Raw genomic sequence first — 19,271 nt, 5'->3', positions numbered from 1 at the left:
CTCAAAATATAATTTTACAATTTGGAAGTTTTTGTTGTAGCCATTCTATATCTTGGGGATTGATTGGGTTTTCTGATAAATAAAGATGTTCTAATTTTATTAGGCTTGCCAAAACAGAAATATCTTGAATTTGGTTATTCCATAAAGCAAGACTGGTTAAATTGGTTAAATTCGCCAATGCCGAAATATCTTGAATTTTGTTACGATATAAATTAAGACTGGTTAAATTGGTTAAATTGGTTAAATTCGCCAATACCGAAATATCTTGAATTTGGTTATCCCATAAAACAAGACCAGTTAAATTGGTTAAATTCGCCAATGCCGAAATATCTTGAATTTTGTTATCCAATAAATAAAGCTTGGTTAAATTGGTTAAATTCGCCAATACCGAAATGTCTTTGATTTGGTTAAGATATAAATCAAGACTGGTTAAATTGGTTAAATTCGCCAATGCTGAAATGTCTTGGATTTGGGTATATTGTAAATAAAGACTGGTTAAATTGGTTAAATTCACCAAAACAGAAATATCTTGGATTTGGTTATTCCATAACTTAAGACTGGTTAAATTAGTTAAATTCACCAAAACAGAAATATCTTGGATTTGGTTATTTTGGTTATATGGTAAACCAAGACTAGTTAAATTAGTTAAATTCGCCAATGATGAAATATCTTGGATTTTGTTATCCCCTAAATTAAGACTGGTTAAATTGGTTAAATTCGCCAATACCGAAATATCTTGAATTTGGTTATCCCATAAATTAAGCTCGGTTAAATTGGTTAAATTCGCCAATACCGAAATATCTTGAATTTGGTTATCCCATAAATTAAGCTCGGTTAAATTGGTTAAATTCGCCAATACCGAAATATCTTGAATTTGGTTATGATGTAAATCAAGACTGGTTAAATTGGTTAAATTCGCCAATACCGAAATATCTTGGATTTCGTTATGATGTAAATCAAGACTGGTTAAATTGGTTAAATTTGCCAATACCGAAATGTCTTGGATTTGGTTTTCCCATAAATTAAGCTCGGTTAAATTAGTTAAATTCGCCAATACCGAAATGTCTTGGATTTGGTTTTCCAATAAATCAAGACGAGTTAAATTCTGTATTGCCTTAACATACACAAAAGTTAATTCTTTATCGAACCAATCAAAACCCACTTGATAATCAAAATTTTCATCAAAATACCAATCGTCATCTATCCATAACGCCAATTCCAGCCCTTGTCTTAAAAATAAAAACCGCCATTCATCATCAAGCGAAAGCCACCATTCCCACAGCTCATCATCGCTCATCTGGCTAATGCCTTTGATGCCTGTTTGGGCGAGCAGTTTATTGGTAATGTTTATCAGCGTGTCGGTACGGCGTAGGGTTAGCCCTGTTTGGGTAGGGATAAGTTCGTGGGTCATGGGATTGTCCTTAAAGTTAATATTGATATTTTAGCATATTTTTACAGTCATTCACCACTCACGCCCCCACAAACTCCCCACTCTCTTTAAGCCATAATCCCATCATCGCTTGTATTTGGGCGGTTTTGTTTGGCTGCCTGATGAGATGCTTGGCAAGATTTTGGGCGATGTAAAGTAGACTCTCATCTCGTACGATGTCCGCTAAATAGTAACCCATCTCCCCTGTTTGGCGTCTACCCAAAAGCTCGCCTGCCCCACGAAGCTCCAAATCCTTTTGAGCGATGACAAAACCATCTGTACTCTCTCGCAGAATGTTAAGCCGCTCTATGCCTGTGGGGGATAGGGGCAATTGGTAGAGCAGCACACAGAAGGATTTTTCTTGTCCACGTCCCACACGTCCACGCAGTTGGTGGAGCTGAGATAAGCCTAGCCGTTCGGCATTTTCTATGACCATAAGGGACGCATTTGGCACATCCACACCCACTTCTATCACAGTAGTGGCAACCAGCAGGTCAATATTGCCCTCTTTAAAGTCATTCATCACCGCTTGCTTATCACTGGCTTTCATTTTGCCATGTACCAGTCCTATCCGTATGTCCAACCGCTCGCACAACGCTTCATATAACAGCTCTGCCGACTGTGCGTCTAAAACGGTGGATTCTTCAACAAGCGGACACACCCAGTAGGCTTGTTTACCATTTTTGCAGTTGATGCGTATACGTTCAATCACCTCATCATGGCGGTCTCGGTTGATGGTAACGGTGGTGATGGGGGTGCGACCAGGTGGCAACTCATCTATCACCGACACGTCCATATCGCCGTACATGCTCATGGCAAGCGTGCGAGGAATGGGGGTGGCGGTCATGGTCAGCTGATGAGGAGTACTGTTTGCCACACCTTTATTGACGAGTTTTAGCCTCTGCTCCACACCAAAACGATGCTGTTCATCAATGATGACCAATCCCAATTTAGCAAATACCACACCATCTTGAAATAAGGCGTGCGTGCCAACCACGATTTGCACCTCGTTGTTGATGATGGCATCCAAACTGGCGTTTCGCTCTTTGGTGGTTTGTTTTCCAGCAAGCCAGCCCACGCCCACGCCCATAGGCTCAAACCATTTTTTAAAGTTCATCAAATGCTGCTCTGCCAAAATCTCAGTCGGTGCCATAATGGCTACCTGCCAACCGCTGTCAATGGCATGGCACGCCGCCAAGCCCGCCACAAGTGTCTTACCCGCCCCCACATCCCCTTGCACAAGGCGGAGCATGGGTCTACTGGTGGCAAGGTCGGCAACTATCTCGCTAACAACACGCTGTTGGGCGTTGGTCGGATGAAATGGCAAGCTCGCCACAAGCCTGCTTGCAAGTGGACTGACACGCTCACACAAAGGGGCTTTGTGGGTGTGTAGGTTTTGTTTGCGGTAGAAAAATACAAGCTGATGAGCGGTAAGCTCTTCGATGATAAGTCTTTGGCAAGCAGGATGGGTACGCTCTTTTAGCCCTGTCAAAAGAGCGGTTTGGCTAAAAATGTCCGCCTGTGGGTCGGGCAGATGTATGGCCATCAAGGCGGATAATAGGTCGCCCTGCACAGTCACGCCCACGCTGTCAAAATCATCATCAGATAGGCAGGTCAAAGGTGTTTGATGAACAGCATTGATGGCAAGGCGAACAAGCTGACGCAGTTTGTTTTGATGAAGCCCCTTGACGGTCGGATAAATGGGCAAAAGCCCACTTTCAAAGGTCTTTGTCCCTGTGATGTGGTACTCTGGATGAGCCATCTGCACGCCATAGCGACTGATTTTTATTTCACCAAATGCTGTGATATTTGCACCCACTGTCATGGTCTGCATCAAAGCTGGATAGATTTTAAAAAATTGCAAAACAACCATGCCCCCATGACTGTCATCTTCTAAATACACCGACAATCGTCCTTTGTTGTTTAGTACGTTCGTGATGACCCCTGCAATCAGACATGCCTGCCCATTTTCTACCATATTCATCGGCACGGTACGGCTATGGTCTTCATAGTCTCGTGGTAGGTGCATAAGCAAATCAAAAATACGATGAATGTCAAGTTCGGCAAGTTTTTTTGCCAATGGCTGACCCACGCCTGCAAGGGCAGTGATGGGATATTGGATGGGGGTGAGTGTGCTTGTCATGAGTGTATTGGTTGGCTGTTTTTAATCATTGTTTTTTCATCATTGTAAAACCAATGATTAAAATTGACAAGAATTTATCTTTTGATATGATAAATTTTTATCAAAACCATATTATCATCTGTGGTTATTTATCATACAATGTTTGTTTATTATTTAAATCATTTAACCAAAAAATATACCGTTTATTTTTAAATGGCATGAACGGCAGGATATGCCCACCAAACACCATGAATGTTGTGTAAGTTTTGTGATATATTATTTACAATTTGATGGCTTTTAGTGTAAAATGTCATCAGCATTGCCCTATGTTGCCCCATAACCCATAAGTTGGGCTATGTTGGGTTAATTTACAAATACAATATGGCACATTGACAATACCGTCAGCACTGACAAAGCATGAAGAGATACACATGGCAAAAGCAGCAACCGAACAATTACTTGATTTTAAATACTCTGGCACTAATAGACGTGGTCAGAATGTCAAAGGCGAACTCACTGCTAAAAGTCTTGAACTTGCTCGTGCTCAGCTTAGAAAGCAGGGCATCATCGTCCAAGATGTCAGACAAAAGCCCAAACCTCTCTTTGAGATGAAAAAATCCATCAAAGCATTAGACATTGCCATCTTTGTGCGTCAGCTTGCCACGATGATGAAAGCGGGTGTGCCACTCACCCAATCTTTTGAGATTGTCGCCGACTCCCTTGAAAATCCCAGCATGAAGGAGCTGGTCTTAAAAATCAAGGCAGACATTGAAGCGGGCAGTAACTTTGCCACAGCTTTACGTAAGCACCCCAAATATTTTGATGACCTGTTTTGTTCATTGGTTGAGTCAGGTGAACAATCAGGTGCCTTAGAGACCATGCTTGAACGTGTTGCCACCTATAAAGAAAAAAGTGAGCTATTAAAAGCAAAAATCAAAAAAGCCATGAAATATCCGATTGCGGTCATCATCGTTGCCATCATTGTAACCGCCATTTTGCTCATCAAAGTTGTGCCTGTTTTTGCTGATATGTTTGCTGGTTTTGGTGCAGAATTGCCTGCCTTTACCCAATTTGTTGTCAATATGTCCAACTGGATGGTTAAGTATTATTTGTTGTTTTTTATTGTTTTGGCGATACTTGCGGTGTCTTTTACACAAGCTAAGTTACGCAGCCAAAAATTTAGGAATTTTCTGGACAGATTGGCTCTTAAAGCGCCAATTTTTGGTGATATTGTCTACAAGTCAATCATTGCTCGTTTTTGTCGCACCCTATCCACGACCTTTGCCGCTGGCGTGCCTTTGATTGATGCCTTAGACTCTACCGCAGGGGCTACCAATAATATTGTATTTTACGAAGCCACTCAGCGTATTAAAGAAGACGTTGCCACCGGTCAGCAAATGCAATTTGCCATTCGTAGCACCAACTTATTTCCCAGCATGGTCATCCAGATGGTGGGCATTGGCGAAGAAGCAGGCAGTTTAGAGGAGATGCTAGATAAAGCCGCCACCTACTATGAAAACGAAGTGGATAATGCCGTTGATGGTCTGACCAGTCTCATGGAACCCATGATCATGGCATTTTTAGGTATCGTCATTGGGGGTTTGGTCATCGCCATGTATCTACCCATATTCCAAATGGGCTCTGTGGTAAGCTAATGAACATTTTCCAATTTTTAGCAGAAAATTTATATATAGTGCTTGCCCTGACTGGAATATTGGGGCTTTGCGTTGGTTCATTTTTAAACGTGGTCATTCATCGCACGCCACTCATCATGAACCGAGAGTGGCGTAAAGATACGGCGTGGTTTTTGGATACCCAATCTGACCTTGACCCCACTCACGTGAAGCCTATTGGCAAGGTGATTGCCAGCGATGCACCCATTAGTTTATCATTTCCGCCGTCTCGTTGCCCTAAGTGCAATCACCAAATCCGTGCTTATGAAAACATTCCCATCATCAGCTGGCTCATTCTTTTGCATGGTAAATGTTCAGATTGTGGCAACCCCATCAGTATACGCTACCCACTGGTAGAGTTAATAACCGCTCTACTGTCCATCTTGGTCATCTATATACTAGGAGCAAATTTGGCAGGCGTGTTAGGACTGATTTATCTGTGGATACTCATCGCCCTAACTGGTATTGATTTTGACACTCAATTACTTCCTGACCGTTTGGTGTTTCCGCTTGGCATGATGGGCTTAATGGCAAATACCCAAAATATTTTCACCTCACTAAGCTCTGCGGTATGGGGTGGACTGCTTGGATTTTTATCTCTTTGGTCGGTTGCCAAACTCTATGCACTCATCACCAAAAAGGACGGTATGGGAGCAGGCGATTTTAAACTACTAGGAGCGATTGGGGCGTGGCTAGGTGTGAGCATGTTGCCCTTTTTAGTCTTAACATCAGCCGTCTTGGGCTCTATTGTAGGCATGGTTTTGATGAAAATGCGTGGTGAAAGCCGTGCCTTTGCTTTTGGTCCTTATATTGCCATCGCTGGCATCATCGCCCTACTGTGGGGGCATGATATCATGAATTGGTATTTGGGTATGTATAAAATTTAAAAAAGTGCTTGCCATCTAAAATTTATCTGTTATAATAGCACCACTTTTAGGCGTATAGCTCAGTTGGTTAGAGCACCACCTTGACATGGTGGGGGTCGATGGTTCGAATCCGTTTACGCCTACCATATCCAAACCCCTTGAAATGATTATGTTTCAAGGGGTTTTGCTTATTTTGACAAAATTGCTTACAAAAATAAATGTGTTTATTTTGTGCATTTTGGACGAAAAATGCGTAAAATAACGATAAATTTACGCCAAAATTACGCCAAGTAGTTAAACTCCGATTATCATGACCCAATTTAACCTACCCACCTTACCCCCCTACTCCTGTACTGCTTATAAAACTTATCTGACCGAGCTAAATGCCAGTATTGACCACAAGATTTGCAAACAGGGCATGGATGCCACAGACACGATAGAGCTCCACATTGCTCTGCGAGTGCAGGCGGTAGATGGCATGCTCATTAGTATGTTTAAGGAATTATTTGGAGCAGACAGCGGACTTGCTTTATTTGCCATTGGGGGTTATGGACGAGGTGAGCTATTTCCAGCGTCTGATATAGACATTCTGATATTGGGTGATGATACAAGCAATCATCAAGCTAAGATAGAAGCATTCGTGGCAAGCCTATGGGATATTGGCATAGAGCCGGCCATCTCAGTGCGGACGGTGAGAGACACGATGACCGCTGTTACTGACCATACTGTGGCAACTGCCCTACTAGAGGCTCGTTTTTTGGTTGGTAATGACACACTGACAAAGATACCAATCCTTGCTGTCAAAGGAGCGTGGACCGCCAAAGCCTTTTTTGATGTCAAAATGAGTGAATCTAGGATTCGCTATCTTGCCCATAACGCCACCGAATACAACTTAGAGCCGAACATTAAGACCGCCCCTGGTGCACTTCGAGATTTACACACAGTTTTATGGTTGGGTAAATTTTATTTTGATACAATACACAGTTTTTACGATTTGGTTGAAGTTGGTTTTTTAAGCCCTGATGAATACACCACCTTAGAGTCTGCCAAACGCTTCTTATGGTGCTTACGTCATCATCTACACACACATGTTGCACGTCATGATGACCGCCTGCTCTTTGAACGTCAGCGTGCCATCGCTATTAGCATGGGGCTGGCATACGCCCATGATGACAATCACCAAATCACGCATGCCTTAGAACAACTCATGCGAATCTACTACCGCCATGCCATGACCATCGCCAGTCTTTGTGAGCTGTTGTGCGCTTATTTTAATGAAAACTATCTAAATCCTCATCTCATCACCACACCCATCAATGAGGAATTTTATGTCATCACCGAACAAGCAAATCCCATTGATTCATCGCTACACCAAGATGGGCTGGCAAGAGATGTGCTCATCAGACAAGGCAAATTGCCAACATGCGACCCCAAAATCGCTGTGTATGAGCCAGATGCCTTTGACAAAAACCCTGCTCTACTGCTTCATATTTTTTTAATCATGGGGCAACAAGGCATTAAAAAAATCAGTGCCAATACCTTGCGTGCCATCTACCTTGCCACACCACTCATTGATGACAACTATCGCCAACATCCTACTCACCAAGCCTTATTTTTGGCAAACCTACAAGAACCCAATCACCTATTTCACCGCCTACGTCTGATGAAACGCTTTGGCGTATTAGGCTCATATCTGCCTGCTTTTGGTAAAATCATGGGGCTGATGCAATACGATCTGTTTCATCGCTATACAGTAGATGCACACACCTTACTTCTCATTCGTATTTTGCACCGATTTGGTGAACTAAGCAATGACATTTACCAACAAAAATTTGATTTGGTCAGTCAGATTTATCAGCAAATTCACCGCAAAGACATACTGGTCATCGCCGCCTTGTTTCATGACATTGCCAAAGGGCGTGGGGGCAACCACAGCCAACTTGGAGCGGTAGATGTGTATGAATTTTGTAAATCACACGCCATGACCGAAAGCGACAGCCAGTTTGCATCATGGCTCGTGCGTGAACATTTGACCATGTCGCTTACCGCCCAAAAACAAGACATCTTAGACCCCAATGTCATCGCTGATTTTGCCCGTTTTGTTGGCAGTGTCAGCAGATTAAACCATCTATATGTGCTGACCGTTGCTGATATGAATGCCACCAACAGCGAGTTGTGGAATTCATGGCGTGCCAGTCTGCTAAAACAGCTTTATATCAGCACAAGACGAGTACTAAACCTTGGCATGGGTATCGTGGATAAAGACGTCTATATCACAGCTCGCAAAAGTAGAGCACAAGCCCTACTGAGCGACATTGAACCTACCACCCTGCACGCTCTTTGGAATGAACTCGGTGATGAATATTTTTTAAAACACAAAAAACTTGACATCGCGTGGCAAAGTCGTATTATCTTAGAACAAAAATCTGCCATCAAAGATGCCCGCCCCATCATCGCCATTCGCCCCCACACAGATTTGGCATTAGATGCCATTTGGCTATTTATCTGCACCCCTGACCGTGATGATTTGTTCGCCATCAGTGTGGGTGTGCTTGACCGCTTTGGCTTATCGGTGCTAGATGCCACCATTGTCAGTGCCACCATTGACGGCGTACCCTCTGCCCTAGATAGTTATGTACTCATTGACCGATTTGCCACGCGAGATGAACATGGCACACTCATGAGTGATTTTCTACATCCTAGCAACAGACGAGATGAACTGATGAGTGAACTTCATCAAGCACTCACAAATAACACCCCTTCGTGTCAGATGGTTGGTGCTAATTTTGGCTTTAACCCAACCTTAAAGCATTTTAATGTACCCACTCAAATACACATTGAACACGCCACATCCCTTGCCCATCTGGGACATCACGCCCTATCACTCATTACCAAAGACCGTCCTGCCCTACTTGCCAAAATAGGGCAAGTATTCTCAAAACTTGGTATGGTGGTGCATGGGGCAAGAATTACCACCTTGGGCGAGCGTGCCGAAGACATTTTTTATTTGTCTGATAAAGATGGCGGTTTGCTTGACGATGATACAATTCAATCACTCAAAGTGGCCTTGATTGAAATTTTACAATAAGTTAAGTAAAATACATCTGTCTTTTGCACCATTTGGAACATTCATGCATTCTTTTATGCACTATTTTTGTTTTTTTACTCCATCTACCCCTCACCCAAAGTTTGCCCTATGCCTTGTCCCATTCGTTTTTGCTATAACAGACGTCAACGCACAAAACGGCGTCGATTCAGACGTCAACGCACAAAACGGCGTCGATTCAGACGCCTACGCATCCATCAATCTCTTAGAAGATACCGACGTCTGCGAAGATAACACCAATTTGCCCACAGGTTTTAGTTATGCTAAATACACCAGCGACTGCCAATATAATGAAAATCTAACCGTCATCACCGATGGCATGGCTTTTGGTTTTGCCGATACCAGTGGCAAAGTTGTCATCGCTCCCATTTTTGATGAAGCCAATCATTTTGATGATGGGTTTGCTTTGGTCAAACAACAAGGCAAATACGGCTACATCAATCCCAAAGGCGACTTTGTCATTGCCCCCACCTTTGAAAATGCGTGGGGCTTTTGGGAGGGGCGTGCCAAAATCGCCAAAAATGGTAAATACGGCTTTATTGACAAACAAGGCAACATCGTCATCAATCCAAATTTTGACGAAATGGGTAACTGGTTTGAGTATGGTCTAGTCTCAGTTAAAATCAATGACAAATGGGGATTTATGGACAAAAATGGTCAAATCAAAATCGCCCCCATCTATGACCACGTTGAAGATTTTAGCGAACAGTTGGCATTGGTTGCCAAAGATACAGGCAATACTGATGCCAATGGTAACCCCATTATCCGCTACGGCTACATTAATCCCAAAGGTAAAATCACCTTGCCCTTAAAATACGATTTTGCCACCAGCTTTATCAATGATTCTGCCATGGTAATAAGCGATGATAACATTTATTTTATCAATAAAAAGGGCGAACGTGTCAAACCCATATGGCAAGACTGACCATAAAAATAAACAAAATCAATGCTTATTTGAGTGGTTTTGATTTAATAAACCCTCTCTGATTAATGCTGAATATTGTTGTGATGAAATATTGCTGTGATTACCCAAATGAGCCACCTTAGGATTGGCAAAAGCAGCCTTTTTCCAATCCATCAAATCATAATTATCATCAATTGCTCCTTTATCATATAAATAATCAGCCAATTTCCCCGAAACAATAATACGATAATCCAGTGGTATATCATCAATTTGACTGACCATTTTATAGATGACTGTGGTACAGTTGCTAAATAGCGAATGGTAAAATTTAGGTTCATCATTTAAGAGATGACCATAATCTAAATAAGCCAAAAACAAATTCTTTATTTTTTGTTTATCATATAAAATGGGATAAACAGATACTTTTTCATTTCTAATATTGGTACGAGTATAAATCAAATCACGCTCATCCCCTGCAATGATGGATAAATCATACATTCTAAAAAATCCACCAATGGTTGAGAACTCTTCACCAATCTCTTTGCGTGCTTCCACCGAAAAAACAAGCCTATCGGTATTACCCATACCATCATCAAAACCAAACGATACCATAATATGTGCAATGCTGTCCATGCCCCATGTCGTGCTAATCATATCAAGGCTTGACAGATGATTCATATCATAAGTACGAACATCCCAACGCTTAACATAAGTATCTTTATACCAATAAAAATCACGCACATTGTTTATGGTAATGATGTTATTATTTTTGGTATAGGTAAATTGATGTTTAAATTCATCTTGCCATGCTCTGTCATTACTTGGGGTCATCACAAAAAACCAAACAAAAACCACACCAATAATCAATCCAAAAACACCTAATAACTGATGAAGTAATGAATAATGATTCAATTCACCAAAGATAAAATAATTAAATAATTTATCAAAATAATTAGGAAAAATTATCATGATTGATAATAATAAAATAAAACCAATAACAACATAAGTTAATCCATCAAAAGGCATATGTACCCACAACGTCAAACACGCCCACATACTCAATAGCATAATAACACAAGCATATAAAATAAAACATTTGGTCATGGGTCATCCTTAATGGCTGATATGAAATTACCCAACAGCAAGCACAATAATCAGCAACATTTTTAACTGATGAGAAAATAACTGATGATAAAAAGAATAAATATTGCTATCATACCCCAAATTTGCTAAACTTGCATTTATTTTTGACGGAGAATCCGATGATAAAGACCCAAGCCATCGCCAAATTTAACCCCAATGAAACCCTGACCATTTGGGACGTGCGAGACGCTGATAGTTACCAAGCAGGGCATATCGCTCACGCCATCAACGTGCCAATTGAACATATCAACGCCCAGACACTTGCCCAAAGCACGGGGGATATCTACATTCTTTGTGGCGGTGGCACAAAGGCAGGGCGTGCGTGTGAGCTGTTAGAGACACTTGACCCAAATCGCACTTATGTTCATCTAATAGGCGGCACTCGTGAAGCCGAAGCATTAGGCTGGACACTCACAAAAAGTTAACAACATAAAAATAACATAAAATCAATGATTTATAAAAATTTTATAAAAATTTTATAAAAATTTTAAAATAAATCATTGACACCATCCAAATTTACGCTATAATACGCACCACTAACAGCGATGATGTATCGCATATTGGTAAATCGGGGCGTAGCGCAGCTTGGTAGCGCATCTGCTTTGGGAGCAGAGGGTCGGGGGTTCAAATCCCTCCGCCCCGACCACTTAAAGCCTGATTAGGCTTTTTTTGTTAGTCATGTGTTAGTCATGTAAGTTGAGCGCCTGTAGCTCAGTTGGATAGAGCATCCGCCTTCTAAGCGGGTGGTCGCAGGTTCGAATCCTGCCAGGCGTGCCATTTGCCTGACTATGAATGGAAAATCTCATTATGGTGGGTATAGCTCAGTTGGTAGAGCCCCGGATTGTGATTCCGGTTGTCGTGGGTTCAAGTCCCATTACTCACCCCATATTCAAAACCACCCTTTTGGGTGGTTTTTTATGTTTGGTCTATTTTTATCCATTTGGGCTATTGCACTTTTTGCTCTTAAATAACTCACCTCATCAGCTCATCAAGCAGTGCATCAAAAATATCATCGCCTGATAACTGCTCCTGCTCCTGTGATTTGTAGGGTTTTTGTGGCATTTGGGTTTTTGACTGCTTAGCATTTTTGCCAGTATTGTTACTTATGCCCTCTTGGGTGATATGACTGGTACCATCCATGTCAGTCATGTCATGATTGTTGGTGCTTGCCTGTACTGCTTGTTGTGATTTTTCTTGCAAATCTTGCTTTGGTAATGACCCATGTTCATGTTGCACATACTCATTATTAACACTTTTGGCATGCCAAAAACCATAGCGATTGACCTCCCACCATGCCAAAAATTTATTGGCACTGATGCCGTGCAATTTATCAGGCAGTTTTACCACTTCCAAACCAATTTGCCCCAACACCAATTCATCAAACTCATCTTGTCCACACGATTGCTTCGCCACAAAAATCTCATCAAGCGGGCCATCATACACCATCCGCCTATCCCACGCCTGCTTTGACAATCTCATGCGTGTGAGTTGATAAAAAATACCGCCATGCCAAATCACATAAGCACGGTGTTTTGGGTGAACAAAAATCACGTCTGTGTTTTTGTAAGTGGTGTGATTGATTGGATTTTTCATGGTAGGGGCATCAAAAGCACTTTTGTTTATTTTAACAAATTTTTTCATCATTTTAGAAAAATTATCCAAAATTAACCAATAAATACCCCTTGCATTCATGGGGGATTTTGCTATACTGTTGTAGCAATGTCCTTTTACACCTTTTAGGGAGCTTGCCATGTATCAGCACGTATTACTTGTTACCGATTTAAATGACGATACCGACATTGTCGCCAGTAAAGCCAAATGGATTTTGGACTCATCGCCGTCTGCTCAATTGTCTGTATTACACATCGTTGAAGAGACCATGTTGGGCTTTGGCTATGAACTCATTCCAGCATCTGCCTTGCACGAAGAGATAGATGATGAACGCTGTCAAGTGGCTCGTACTCGCCTTGCCAAAGTATTGGCACGTAACAATCTACACGCCCATAATGCCAAAATCAAGACCGCCATTTCAGGGCGTAAAGGCATCGTGGACTATTGTAATACTCATGCCATTGACCTGGTGGTCATCGGTCGCCACAAACGCACAGGGCTGTCGGCATGGCTGGCAGGAGCAACCGCTGACAGCATTTTACCTGATGTTGATGCTGATTTGCTTGTGGTACAGTTGGATTTGGTTGATTAAATCACCCATCAACACGGTAGGCATTTGTTAAGACATTTATCAATAAGGGTGTATCTGACCCTTATTTTATTTTGTGTCATTTGATATTGATTTGAACATGATTTTATAAATATTAATTTAAATATTAATTCATTCAACAAAATCCATCAATCCATCCAAATCAAATCATTTAAAAACTGTTTAGATTTATTGTTTGGCTTTCGCCCATAAAACTTGACAAAATGCCCCCAATCCTTAAAATAACAGCTTCATCATAATACAGCCATTGCCATGACCGACACCATCCAAACCCTAACCATCACCCAACCTGACGACTGGCATATTCACCTGCGTGATAATGAGGCACTTGCCACAACCGTACCTCATGCCTGCATGAGTTTTAACCGTGTCATCTGCATGCCAAATCTTGTACCGCCTGTCAAGACAACCAAGCAGGCGATGAATTACCGTGAACGGATTTTGACCGCCCTAGACAAGTCAGACATACCAAGCGAGCGTAAAAATAAGTTTGACCCACGCATGGTCTTATACTTAACCGATCACACAACCGCCGATGAGATTGCCCATGCCAAAGCATCGGGTATCGTGCAAGCAGTCAAACTCTACCCTGCCGGAGCAACCACCAATTCAGCGGACGGTGTTACCGACATTTTAGGGCGAGCTTGTGTGTTTGAGAGCATGCAAAAACATGGCATACCCCTACTTGTGCATGGCGAAGTTACTCACAATGATGTGGATATTTTTGACCGTGAAAAGCAGTTTTTAGATGAGGTTTTATCCGTCATCATCAAAAATTTTCCCAATCTCTACATTGTCATGGAACACATCACCACAAAAGATGCCGCCGATTTTTGTCTTGCCCAAGCAAGCAACGTGGGAGCGACCATCACCCCACAGCACTTACTATTTAACCGTAACCACATGCTTGTTGGTGGCATTAAACCACACTTTTATTGTCTGCCCATCCTAAAACGTGCCGATCACCAAAAACGCCTGCTGGAAGTGGCGACATCTGGCAATCCTAAGTTTTTCTTGGGTACAGATTCTGCCCCACACGCCACTTATACCAAAGAAAACGCTTGTGGCTGTGCAGGGTGCTACTCTGCCCCACACGCCTTACCGCTTTATGCCACTGCTTTTGAGCGTATGGGGGCACTTGATAAATTAGAAAATTTTACAAGCCGTTTTGGGGCAGAGTTCTATGGTTTGCCTGTCAATACCAGCACCATCACCCTTGTCAAATCCAACATGGACGTACCCAAAAGTTATCCTTATCTTGATGACAAAACCCTAACTCCCTTACTGGCAGGGCAAAGCTTAGCATGGTCGGTAAAACAATGAACAAGACAACAAACCCAACCACACTCAAAGACAACAAAAGCCCCCTTGCCAAACGCTTTCGGGGTTTTATGCCTGTTGTGGTGGATGTGGAGACAGCAGGATTTAACGCCCAAACCGATGCCCTATTAGAAATCGCCTGTATTCCCATCTTGATGAATGATGACGGCAAACTCCATCAAGCTAAGCCGTTACATGCTCACATTGAACCCTTTGTTGGGGCAAATTTAGAACCATCTGCCCTAGAATTTACAGGCATTAACCCTGACAGCCCTTTTCGCAAAGCCATCGCCCAAGACGAAAAAAAGGCAATTCGCCAAATTTTTAAATCCCTAAAAGAAACCAAAAACGCTCACGGCTGTCGTCAGTGTATTTTGGTGGGGCATAACGCTCATTTTGATTTGGGGTTTTTAAACGCTGTCATCGCTCGCACCAATTCAAAAAATCAGTCGCCTTTTCATGCGTTTAGTGTGCTAGACACAGCAAGCCTGTCCGCTTTGGCCTATGGACATACGGTGCTTGCCAAAACATGTTCTATGGCAGGGATTGAATTTGACAACCAATACGCCCATTCAGCACTGTATGACACCCAAAAAACCGCCGAGCTGTTTTGTCAGATTTTTAATAACATGAACATGCTTGACATCAAAAACAAGTGATATGTAGAATGTGCCTGTCATCTGTATTCTTAACTTTATTTTATAAGGAAAAACCATGCCATCATTTGATATCGTCTCAGAACTGAACATCCAAGAGGTGCGTAACGCCATTGGCAACACCGATAAAGAGATTGCCACTCGTTTTGATTTCAAAGGCAGCGACATCACGGTTGAGTTAAACGAAAAAGCCAAAACCGTTACCATCACCTGCGATAACGAGCTACAAACCGACAACGTCTATGCCATTTTTGAAAAACAGCTCATCAAGCGTGGTGTAGATTTACAAAGCCTAGACCCACAGGACAAAGTAGGTTCAGGCAAACACACCAAACAAATCATCAACCTAAAAGATGGGCTAGACTCAGACACCGCCAAAAAAATCAGCAAGACCATCAAAGAGAGCGATTTGAAAGTCTCAGCAAGCATTCAAGGTGATAAAATCCGTGTGTCCGATAAGAAAAAGGACAATCTACAAGCATGTATGGCATTGTTAAAAGAAAAATCGTTTGGCGTACCATTACAATTTAACAATTTTAAGGATTGATTTTAAAAATTTTTAAAATTCATGCACTTAAAAAATTTCTTGAAATTTTTAAAAAATTTGCTTGACGGATAAACATAATTTGCTATAATAACGCCACTTTTGATAGACACGGTGAAAGCGTTCAGAAGTTGGTAAAGCGATTGACTTGCAGTAAAGCAGCAAAATCAGTTTTACATCCTTGTGCTCCATTCGTCTAGAGGCCTAGGACATCGCCCTTTCACGGCGGTAACAGGGGTTCGAATCCCCTATGGAGTGCCATATTCTAAATCCCCAAGTCATCACTTGGGGATTTTATTTTTTACCCCAATATTTAGGGCATACCTACCATTGATAGCATTTTTATAAAATAAGATGAAAATTTTAATGCTTTGATCCATTTTTGCATGAAAAATGGCTAAATTTTGTTTTTATCGTCAAAAACTTACCTGATAGAATAACTATCAGCCTGCGTTTTTTCCTTGAAAAACGTGCGATTTTTCGTGATTTTCATTGCAAATACCAAAGGCAGGCACGCCCTACTAAAAGCACTCTTTTAAGATTGCAAAATTACAACAACATTATATCTTATAAATTTGCTATAATTTGGCATTTCTATTTAGTCCTCTTTTTCTATCTTTTCATGCCAAAACAAAAGCTCAAAAACTGGCTTCCCACCCCCGAAAAGTTGCGTGAAAACCGCATGATAAGCCTGTTCGCCCCGTTTTTGGCTGATCCACGCCTATGGCACCTAAACCGAAGCGCGCTAACCCGAGCGGTTTATGTGGGTGTGCTGTGTGCCTTTTTTCCCCTACCCGGTCAGATGCCTCTTGCACTGATTGGGGCGTTAATTTTTCGTGCCAATGTTCCGATGAGTATCGCCTTGACATGGATTACCAACCCTTTAACAACCATTCCAATTTTTTGGGTGTGCTACTTAGTAGGGGCGATACTACTCGGTGAACCTGTCATTGGTATTCGTGGTATGGGGCTGATGATTTCAGATTTGACACTGTGGGCAACAGGTAACGGTGGCAACCCTTTTAAGATAAATGCCATCTTTTCCTTTAAGGCATTTGCATGGGGGCTTCTTGTGTGTGGTATGATGACCAGTGTCATTTTAGGCATTGCTTTTCGTATTTTTTGGCAATATCGCATCGCCAATGATTGGCAAAAACGACAAGGTTATAACGCCACTGCCCCCAAATTTCGTACCCAAAAAGGACACAAAGCCAGAGAACAGGCAAAAAATATCGATTCTGATGATTTTTCTATTTAGGGCATGCCCACTCTTTTGATGTGATTGTTTTTGATGTGATTATTATTGTAGCAACATAACTACACCCAACGCCCAAGCACAGCATTGACCGCACTTTCGGTACGTAAAATCCGCTCACCCATATTTACCGATTGTACGCCCACACTTGCCAGCAAATCAATCTCATAAGGCACAAACCCTCCCTCCGCTCCGATGATGATAATCTTAGGCAAGGGATTTTTGCTGACAAAACTTGTAAAACTTGTATTGGCATAAGGATGAAATACAAGGGCAGATTTGCCTGTTATCAGATGTGGTAACTCGTCCTGCACAAAGGGCTTAAAGCGTTTGGCTAGGGTGATGGTTGGTGGTATGCTGTCCACGCCCTGTTGCAGACCTTCTAGGATGAACTCATCAAGGCGGTTAAGTAGGGGTGATGCCCAATAGCTTTTATCGGTGCGAACGCTGTTTATTAGGATGATATGATGCACCCCAAAAGATGTCATGTCCATGATAAGCCGTCTTAGCACTTTGGGGCGTGGCAAGGCAAGCACAACCGTAACGCCAAGTTTGGGCGGGGGGTCGGCATCTAGGCGAACATTATGCAAAATACAACCATTATCATCAATATGGACAATCTGCCCCACGCCCATTTTATCGCCCAATTTGCCAATTTTTAGGGTATCGCCAACGTCTGCTTTTAATACCGTTTTGATATGGGTAAGCTGACCCACTTCATCAATGATGGCGGTGGTGTCATCAAAGGCAGATGATGGTAAAATCATGACATTCATAATAACGCCTTTATCATGGCAAATTGGACTATATCGGCATCTGCTCGCTCTTGCACAAGCCTCTGCCCGCTCTTGCCTGCGTGCTTGGCAAGATCTGGATTGGCAAGCCATGTCTTTAACGCCCCATATAACCTACCGTCATCACTTTGCACCAATGCACCCACATGAACAAAATCATACACTATTTGGGCACAGTTTTTGACATACTGCCCCATGATGACAGGTCTGGCAAGACTGATAGGCTCAATGGGATTATGACCACCCTTATCCACAAACGAACCCCCCACAACCGCCACATCACAAAGCTCGTACCACGCCAAAAGCTCGCCCATGCTATCTGCTAAATACACCTGCGTATCATCGGTTATGAACTCGCCCAAACTGCGTCTGTGATACACAAAGTCCGTGCAAAGGCTTGCCACGTCATCAAATCGCTCAGGATGGCGGGGTACTAAGATTAAGAGTAAATCAGGAAAATCTTTCAATAATTTTTTATGCGTCGCTAAGGCCAATCGCTCCTCGCCCTCATGCGTGCTTGCCATGACCCAAATGGGGCGGTCTTTGACAAAGCCATGAAAGTCGGTGGGGGTTTGGGGGCTGCCAATTTGACCGCTCCATTTTAAAGAATAAGCCTGCTTAACCTTATCATGGCTTGCCCCCAGTGCGATAAAGTTGTGATAACTTTGCTCATCTTGGGTGATGATGAGTGATAAGTTTGTCATCATGCTTTGGCTAAGGCGAGTAAATTTGGCATAACTGTCAAAGGACTTTTGGGTCAAGCGAGCATTTACCATCACACGAGGTATGCCCTGTTCTGATAATACCGATAAGGTATTTGCCCAAAGTTCGGTCTCCACAAAAAGTGCCATCACAGGGCAAACATGTGCCAAAAATCGCTTCAATACCATAACATCATCAACAGGCACAAAACTGTGTTGCACCGACTTGCCCAGCTTCCCCTTAAACAATACGCCAACACGGTCAAAGCCTGTCTGCGTAGTGCTTGTTATCCACAAATGACAACCATCATCTAATATAAGATTAAGCAGTGGATGGACGGTGTTTAGTTCTCCCAAAGACACAGCATGACACCAAATGACGGGCTTATCATGGGCGATGGGCAGATAGTTTTGTCCAAAACGTTCGGCAATCTGTCGCCCATCATGGGGTAATTTGTCTTTTTTGTACGTCAAAAACAAGCGATAAAGCGGTCTTAGAACGATGATGGCAAGGCGATAATACAAGGGTGGACGCAT

At 42.4% G+C, this 19,271-nt stretch carries 16 protein-coding genes and 5 tRNA genes; 15 read left to right on the top strand and 6 right to left on the bottom strand.

All coding sequences use genetic code 11. The features are described 5' to 3' along the window. Position 1: 1 nt before the first annotated feature. Both A7456_RS02075 and recG read right to left on the bottom strand, forming a co-directional pair. On the bottom strand, positions 2–1,411 hold the full coding sequence (locus A7456_RS02075) for a leucine-rich repeat domain-containing protein (RefSeq protein WP_067007076.1): 1,410 nt from the start codon (positions 1,409–1,411) through the stop codon (positions 2–4). Positions 1,412–1,469: 58 nt separating this feature from the next. Next, the gene (gene recG / locus A7456_RS02070) at positions 1,470–3,572 is read right to left on the bottom strand and encodes an ATP-dependent DNA helicase RecG (RefSeq protein ID WP_067007073.1); all 2,103 of its coding nucleotides are present in this window, start codon (positions 3,570–3,572) and stop codon (positions 1,470–1,472) included. 410 nt (positions 3,573–3,982) lie between these two features. Here recG and A7456_RS02060 point away from each other — a divergent pair, with 410 nt between their 5' ends. The 5 genes from A7456_RS02060 to A7456_RS02040 all read left to right on the top strand — a co-directional run bounded on the left by A7456_RS02060 (position 3,983) and on the right by A7456_RS02040 (position 10,121). After that, positions 3,983–5,206 (top strand): type II secretion system F family protein, encoded by a 1,224-nt coding sequence (locus A7456_RS02060; protein ID WP_067007067.1) that lies wholly within the window; start codon positions 3,983–3,985, stop codon positions 5,204–5,206. Continuing rightward, the gene (locus A7456_RS02055) at positions 5,206–6,111 is read left to right on the top strand and encodes a prepilin peptidase (RefSeq protein ID WP_067007064.1); all 906 of its coding nucleotides are present in this window, start codon (positions 5,206–5,208) and stop codon (positions 6,109–6,111) included. Before A7456_RS02060 ends, A7456_RS02055 begins: the two co-directional genes overlap by 1 nt. A 48-nt stretch (positions 6,112–6,159) precedes the next feature. Beyond that, positions 6,160–6,236 (top strand) — tRNA-Val (locus tag A7456_RS02050). A gap of 164 nt (positions 6,237–6,400) precedes the next feature. Beyond that, positions 6,401–9,178: a [protein-PII] uridylyltransferase gene (gene glnD / locus A7456_RS02045; protein ID WP_067007054.1), complete on the top strand. Its 2,778-nt coding sequence runs from the start codon at positions 6,401–6,403 to the stop codon at positions 9,176–9,178. Between the two features lie 55 nt (positions 9,179–9,233). Further along, entirely contained in the window at positions 9,234–10,121 is an 888-nt protein-coding gene (locus A7456_RS02040) for a WG repeat-containing protein (RefSeq protein ID WP_158512461.1), read from the top strand. Positions 10,122–10,139: 18 nt separating this feature from the next. On the opposite strand, the gene A7456_RS02035 is transcribed toward A7456_RS02040, so the two are convergent. Beyond that, a complete protein-coding gene (locus tag A7456_RS02035) occupies positions 10,140–10,931 on the bottom strand; it encodes an Lnb N-terminal periplasmic domain-containing protein (protein WP_158512460.1) in 792 nt (263 codons plus the stop codon). A gap of 431 nt (positions 10,932–11,362) precedes the next feature. Between A7456_RS02035 and A7456_RS02030 the strand changes: the two genes are divergently transcribed. The 4 genes from A7456_RS02030 (at position 11,363) to A7456_RS02015 (ending at position 12,129) form a co-directional block, all read left to right on the top strand. Next, positions 11,363–11,668, top strand: coding sequence for a rhodanese-like domain-containing protein (locus tag A7456_RS02030; RefSeq protein WP_067007046.1), 306 nt, complete (start codon positions 11,363–11,365; stop codon positions 11,666–11,668). Between the two features lie 144 nt (positions 11,669–11,812). After that, a tRNA-Pro gene (locus A7456_RS02025) sits at positions 11,813–11,889 on the top strand. Between the two features lie 54 nt (positions 11,890–11,943). Then, positions 11,944–12,020, top strand: a tRNA-Arg gene (locus tag A7456_RS02020). 33 nt (positions 12,021–12,053) lie between these two features. Further along, positions 12,054–12,129: transfer RNA gene (locus A7456_RS02015), tRNA-His, on the top strand. 86 nt (positions 12,130–12,215) lie between these two features. Here A7456_RS02015 and A7456_RS02010 read toward each other — a convergent pair. Continuing rightward, on the bottom strand, positions 12,216–12,836 hold the full coding sequence (locus tag A7456_RS02010) for a hypothetical protein (RefSeq protein ID WP_145916039.1): 621 nt from the start codon (positions 12,834–12,836) through the stop codon (positions 12,216–12,218). Between the two features lie 157 nt (positions 12,837–12,993). Here A7456_RS02010 and A7456_RS02005 point away from each other — a divergent pair, with 157 nt between their 5' ends. From A7456_RS02005 to A7456_RS01980, 6 genes are all read left to right on the top strand, one after another. Beyond that, complete coding sequence (locus A7456_RS02005) at positions 12,994–13,446, top strand: universal stress protein (RefSeq protein WP_067007040.1); 453 nt, start codon at positions 12,994–12,996, stop codon at positions 13,444–13,446. Positions 13,447–13,716: 270 nt separating this feature from the next. After that, positions 13,717–14,787, top strand: a complete 1,071-nt coding sequence (gene pyrC / locus A7456_RS02000; RefSeq protein WP_067007038.1) for a dihydroorotase — start codon at positions 13,717–13,719, stop codon at positions 14,785–14,787. Continuing rightward, the gene (gene rnt, locus A7456_RS01995) at positions 14,784–15,443 is read left to right on the top strand and encodes a ribonuclease T (RefSeq protein ID WP_067007035.1); all 660 of its coding nucleotides are present in this window, start codon (positions 14,784–14,786) and stop codon (positions 15,441–15,443) included. The genes pyrC and rnt overlap by 4 nt, the downstream gene beginning before the upstream one ends. Positions 15,444–15,498: 55 nt before the next feature. Then, positions 15,499–15,987, top strand: coding sequence for a YajQ family cyclic di-GMP-binding protein (locus tag A7456_RS01990; protein ID WP_066885640.1), 489 nt, complete (start codon positions 15,499–15,501; stop codon positions 15,985–15,987). Between the two features lie 182 nt (positions 15,988–16,169). After that, positions 16,170–16,245 (top strand) — tRNA-Glu (locus tag A7456_RS01985). A gap of 361 nt (positions 16,246–16,606) precedes the next feature. Beyond that, positions 16,607–17,242 (top strand): DUF2062 domain-containing protein, encoded by a 636-nt coding sequence (locus tag A7456_RS01980; protein ID WP_067007031.1) that lies wholly within the window; start codon positions 16,607–16,609, stop codon positions 17,240–17,242. A 59-nt stretch (positions 17,243–17,301) separates the two neighbouring features. Here A7456_RS01980 and A7456_RS01975 read toward each other — a convergent pair whose 3' ends face one another. Both A7456_RS01975 and A7456_RS01970 read right to left on the bottom strand, forming a co-directional pair. Continuing rightward, positions 17,302–18,015 (bottom strand): 16S rRNA (uracil(1498)-N(3))-methyltransferase, encoded by a 714-nt coding sequence (locus A7456_RS01975; RefSeq protein WP_067007029.1) that lies wholly within the window; start codon positions 18,013–18,015, stop codon positions 17,302–17,304. Continuing rightward, a complete protein-coding gene (locus A7456_RS01970; RefSeq protein ID WP_067007026.1) occupies positions 18,012–19,271 on the bottom strand; it encodes a 3-deoxy-D-manno-octulosonic acid transferase in 1,260 nt (419 codons plus the stop codon). The genes A7456_RS01975 and A7456_RS01970 overlap by 4 nt, the downstream gene beginning before the upstream one ends.

This window comes from Moraxella nonliquefaciens (assembly GCF_001679005.1).
GTDB lineage: Bacteria > Pseudomonadota > Gammaproteobacteria > Pseudomonadales > Moraxellaceae > Moraxella > Moraxella nonliquefaciens.
The sequence above is the reverse complement of the archived record's forward strand: the minus strand, read 5'-3'. Positions and strand labels throughout refer to the sequence as shown.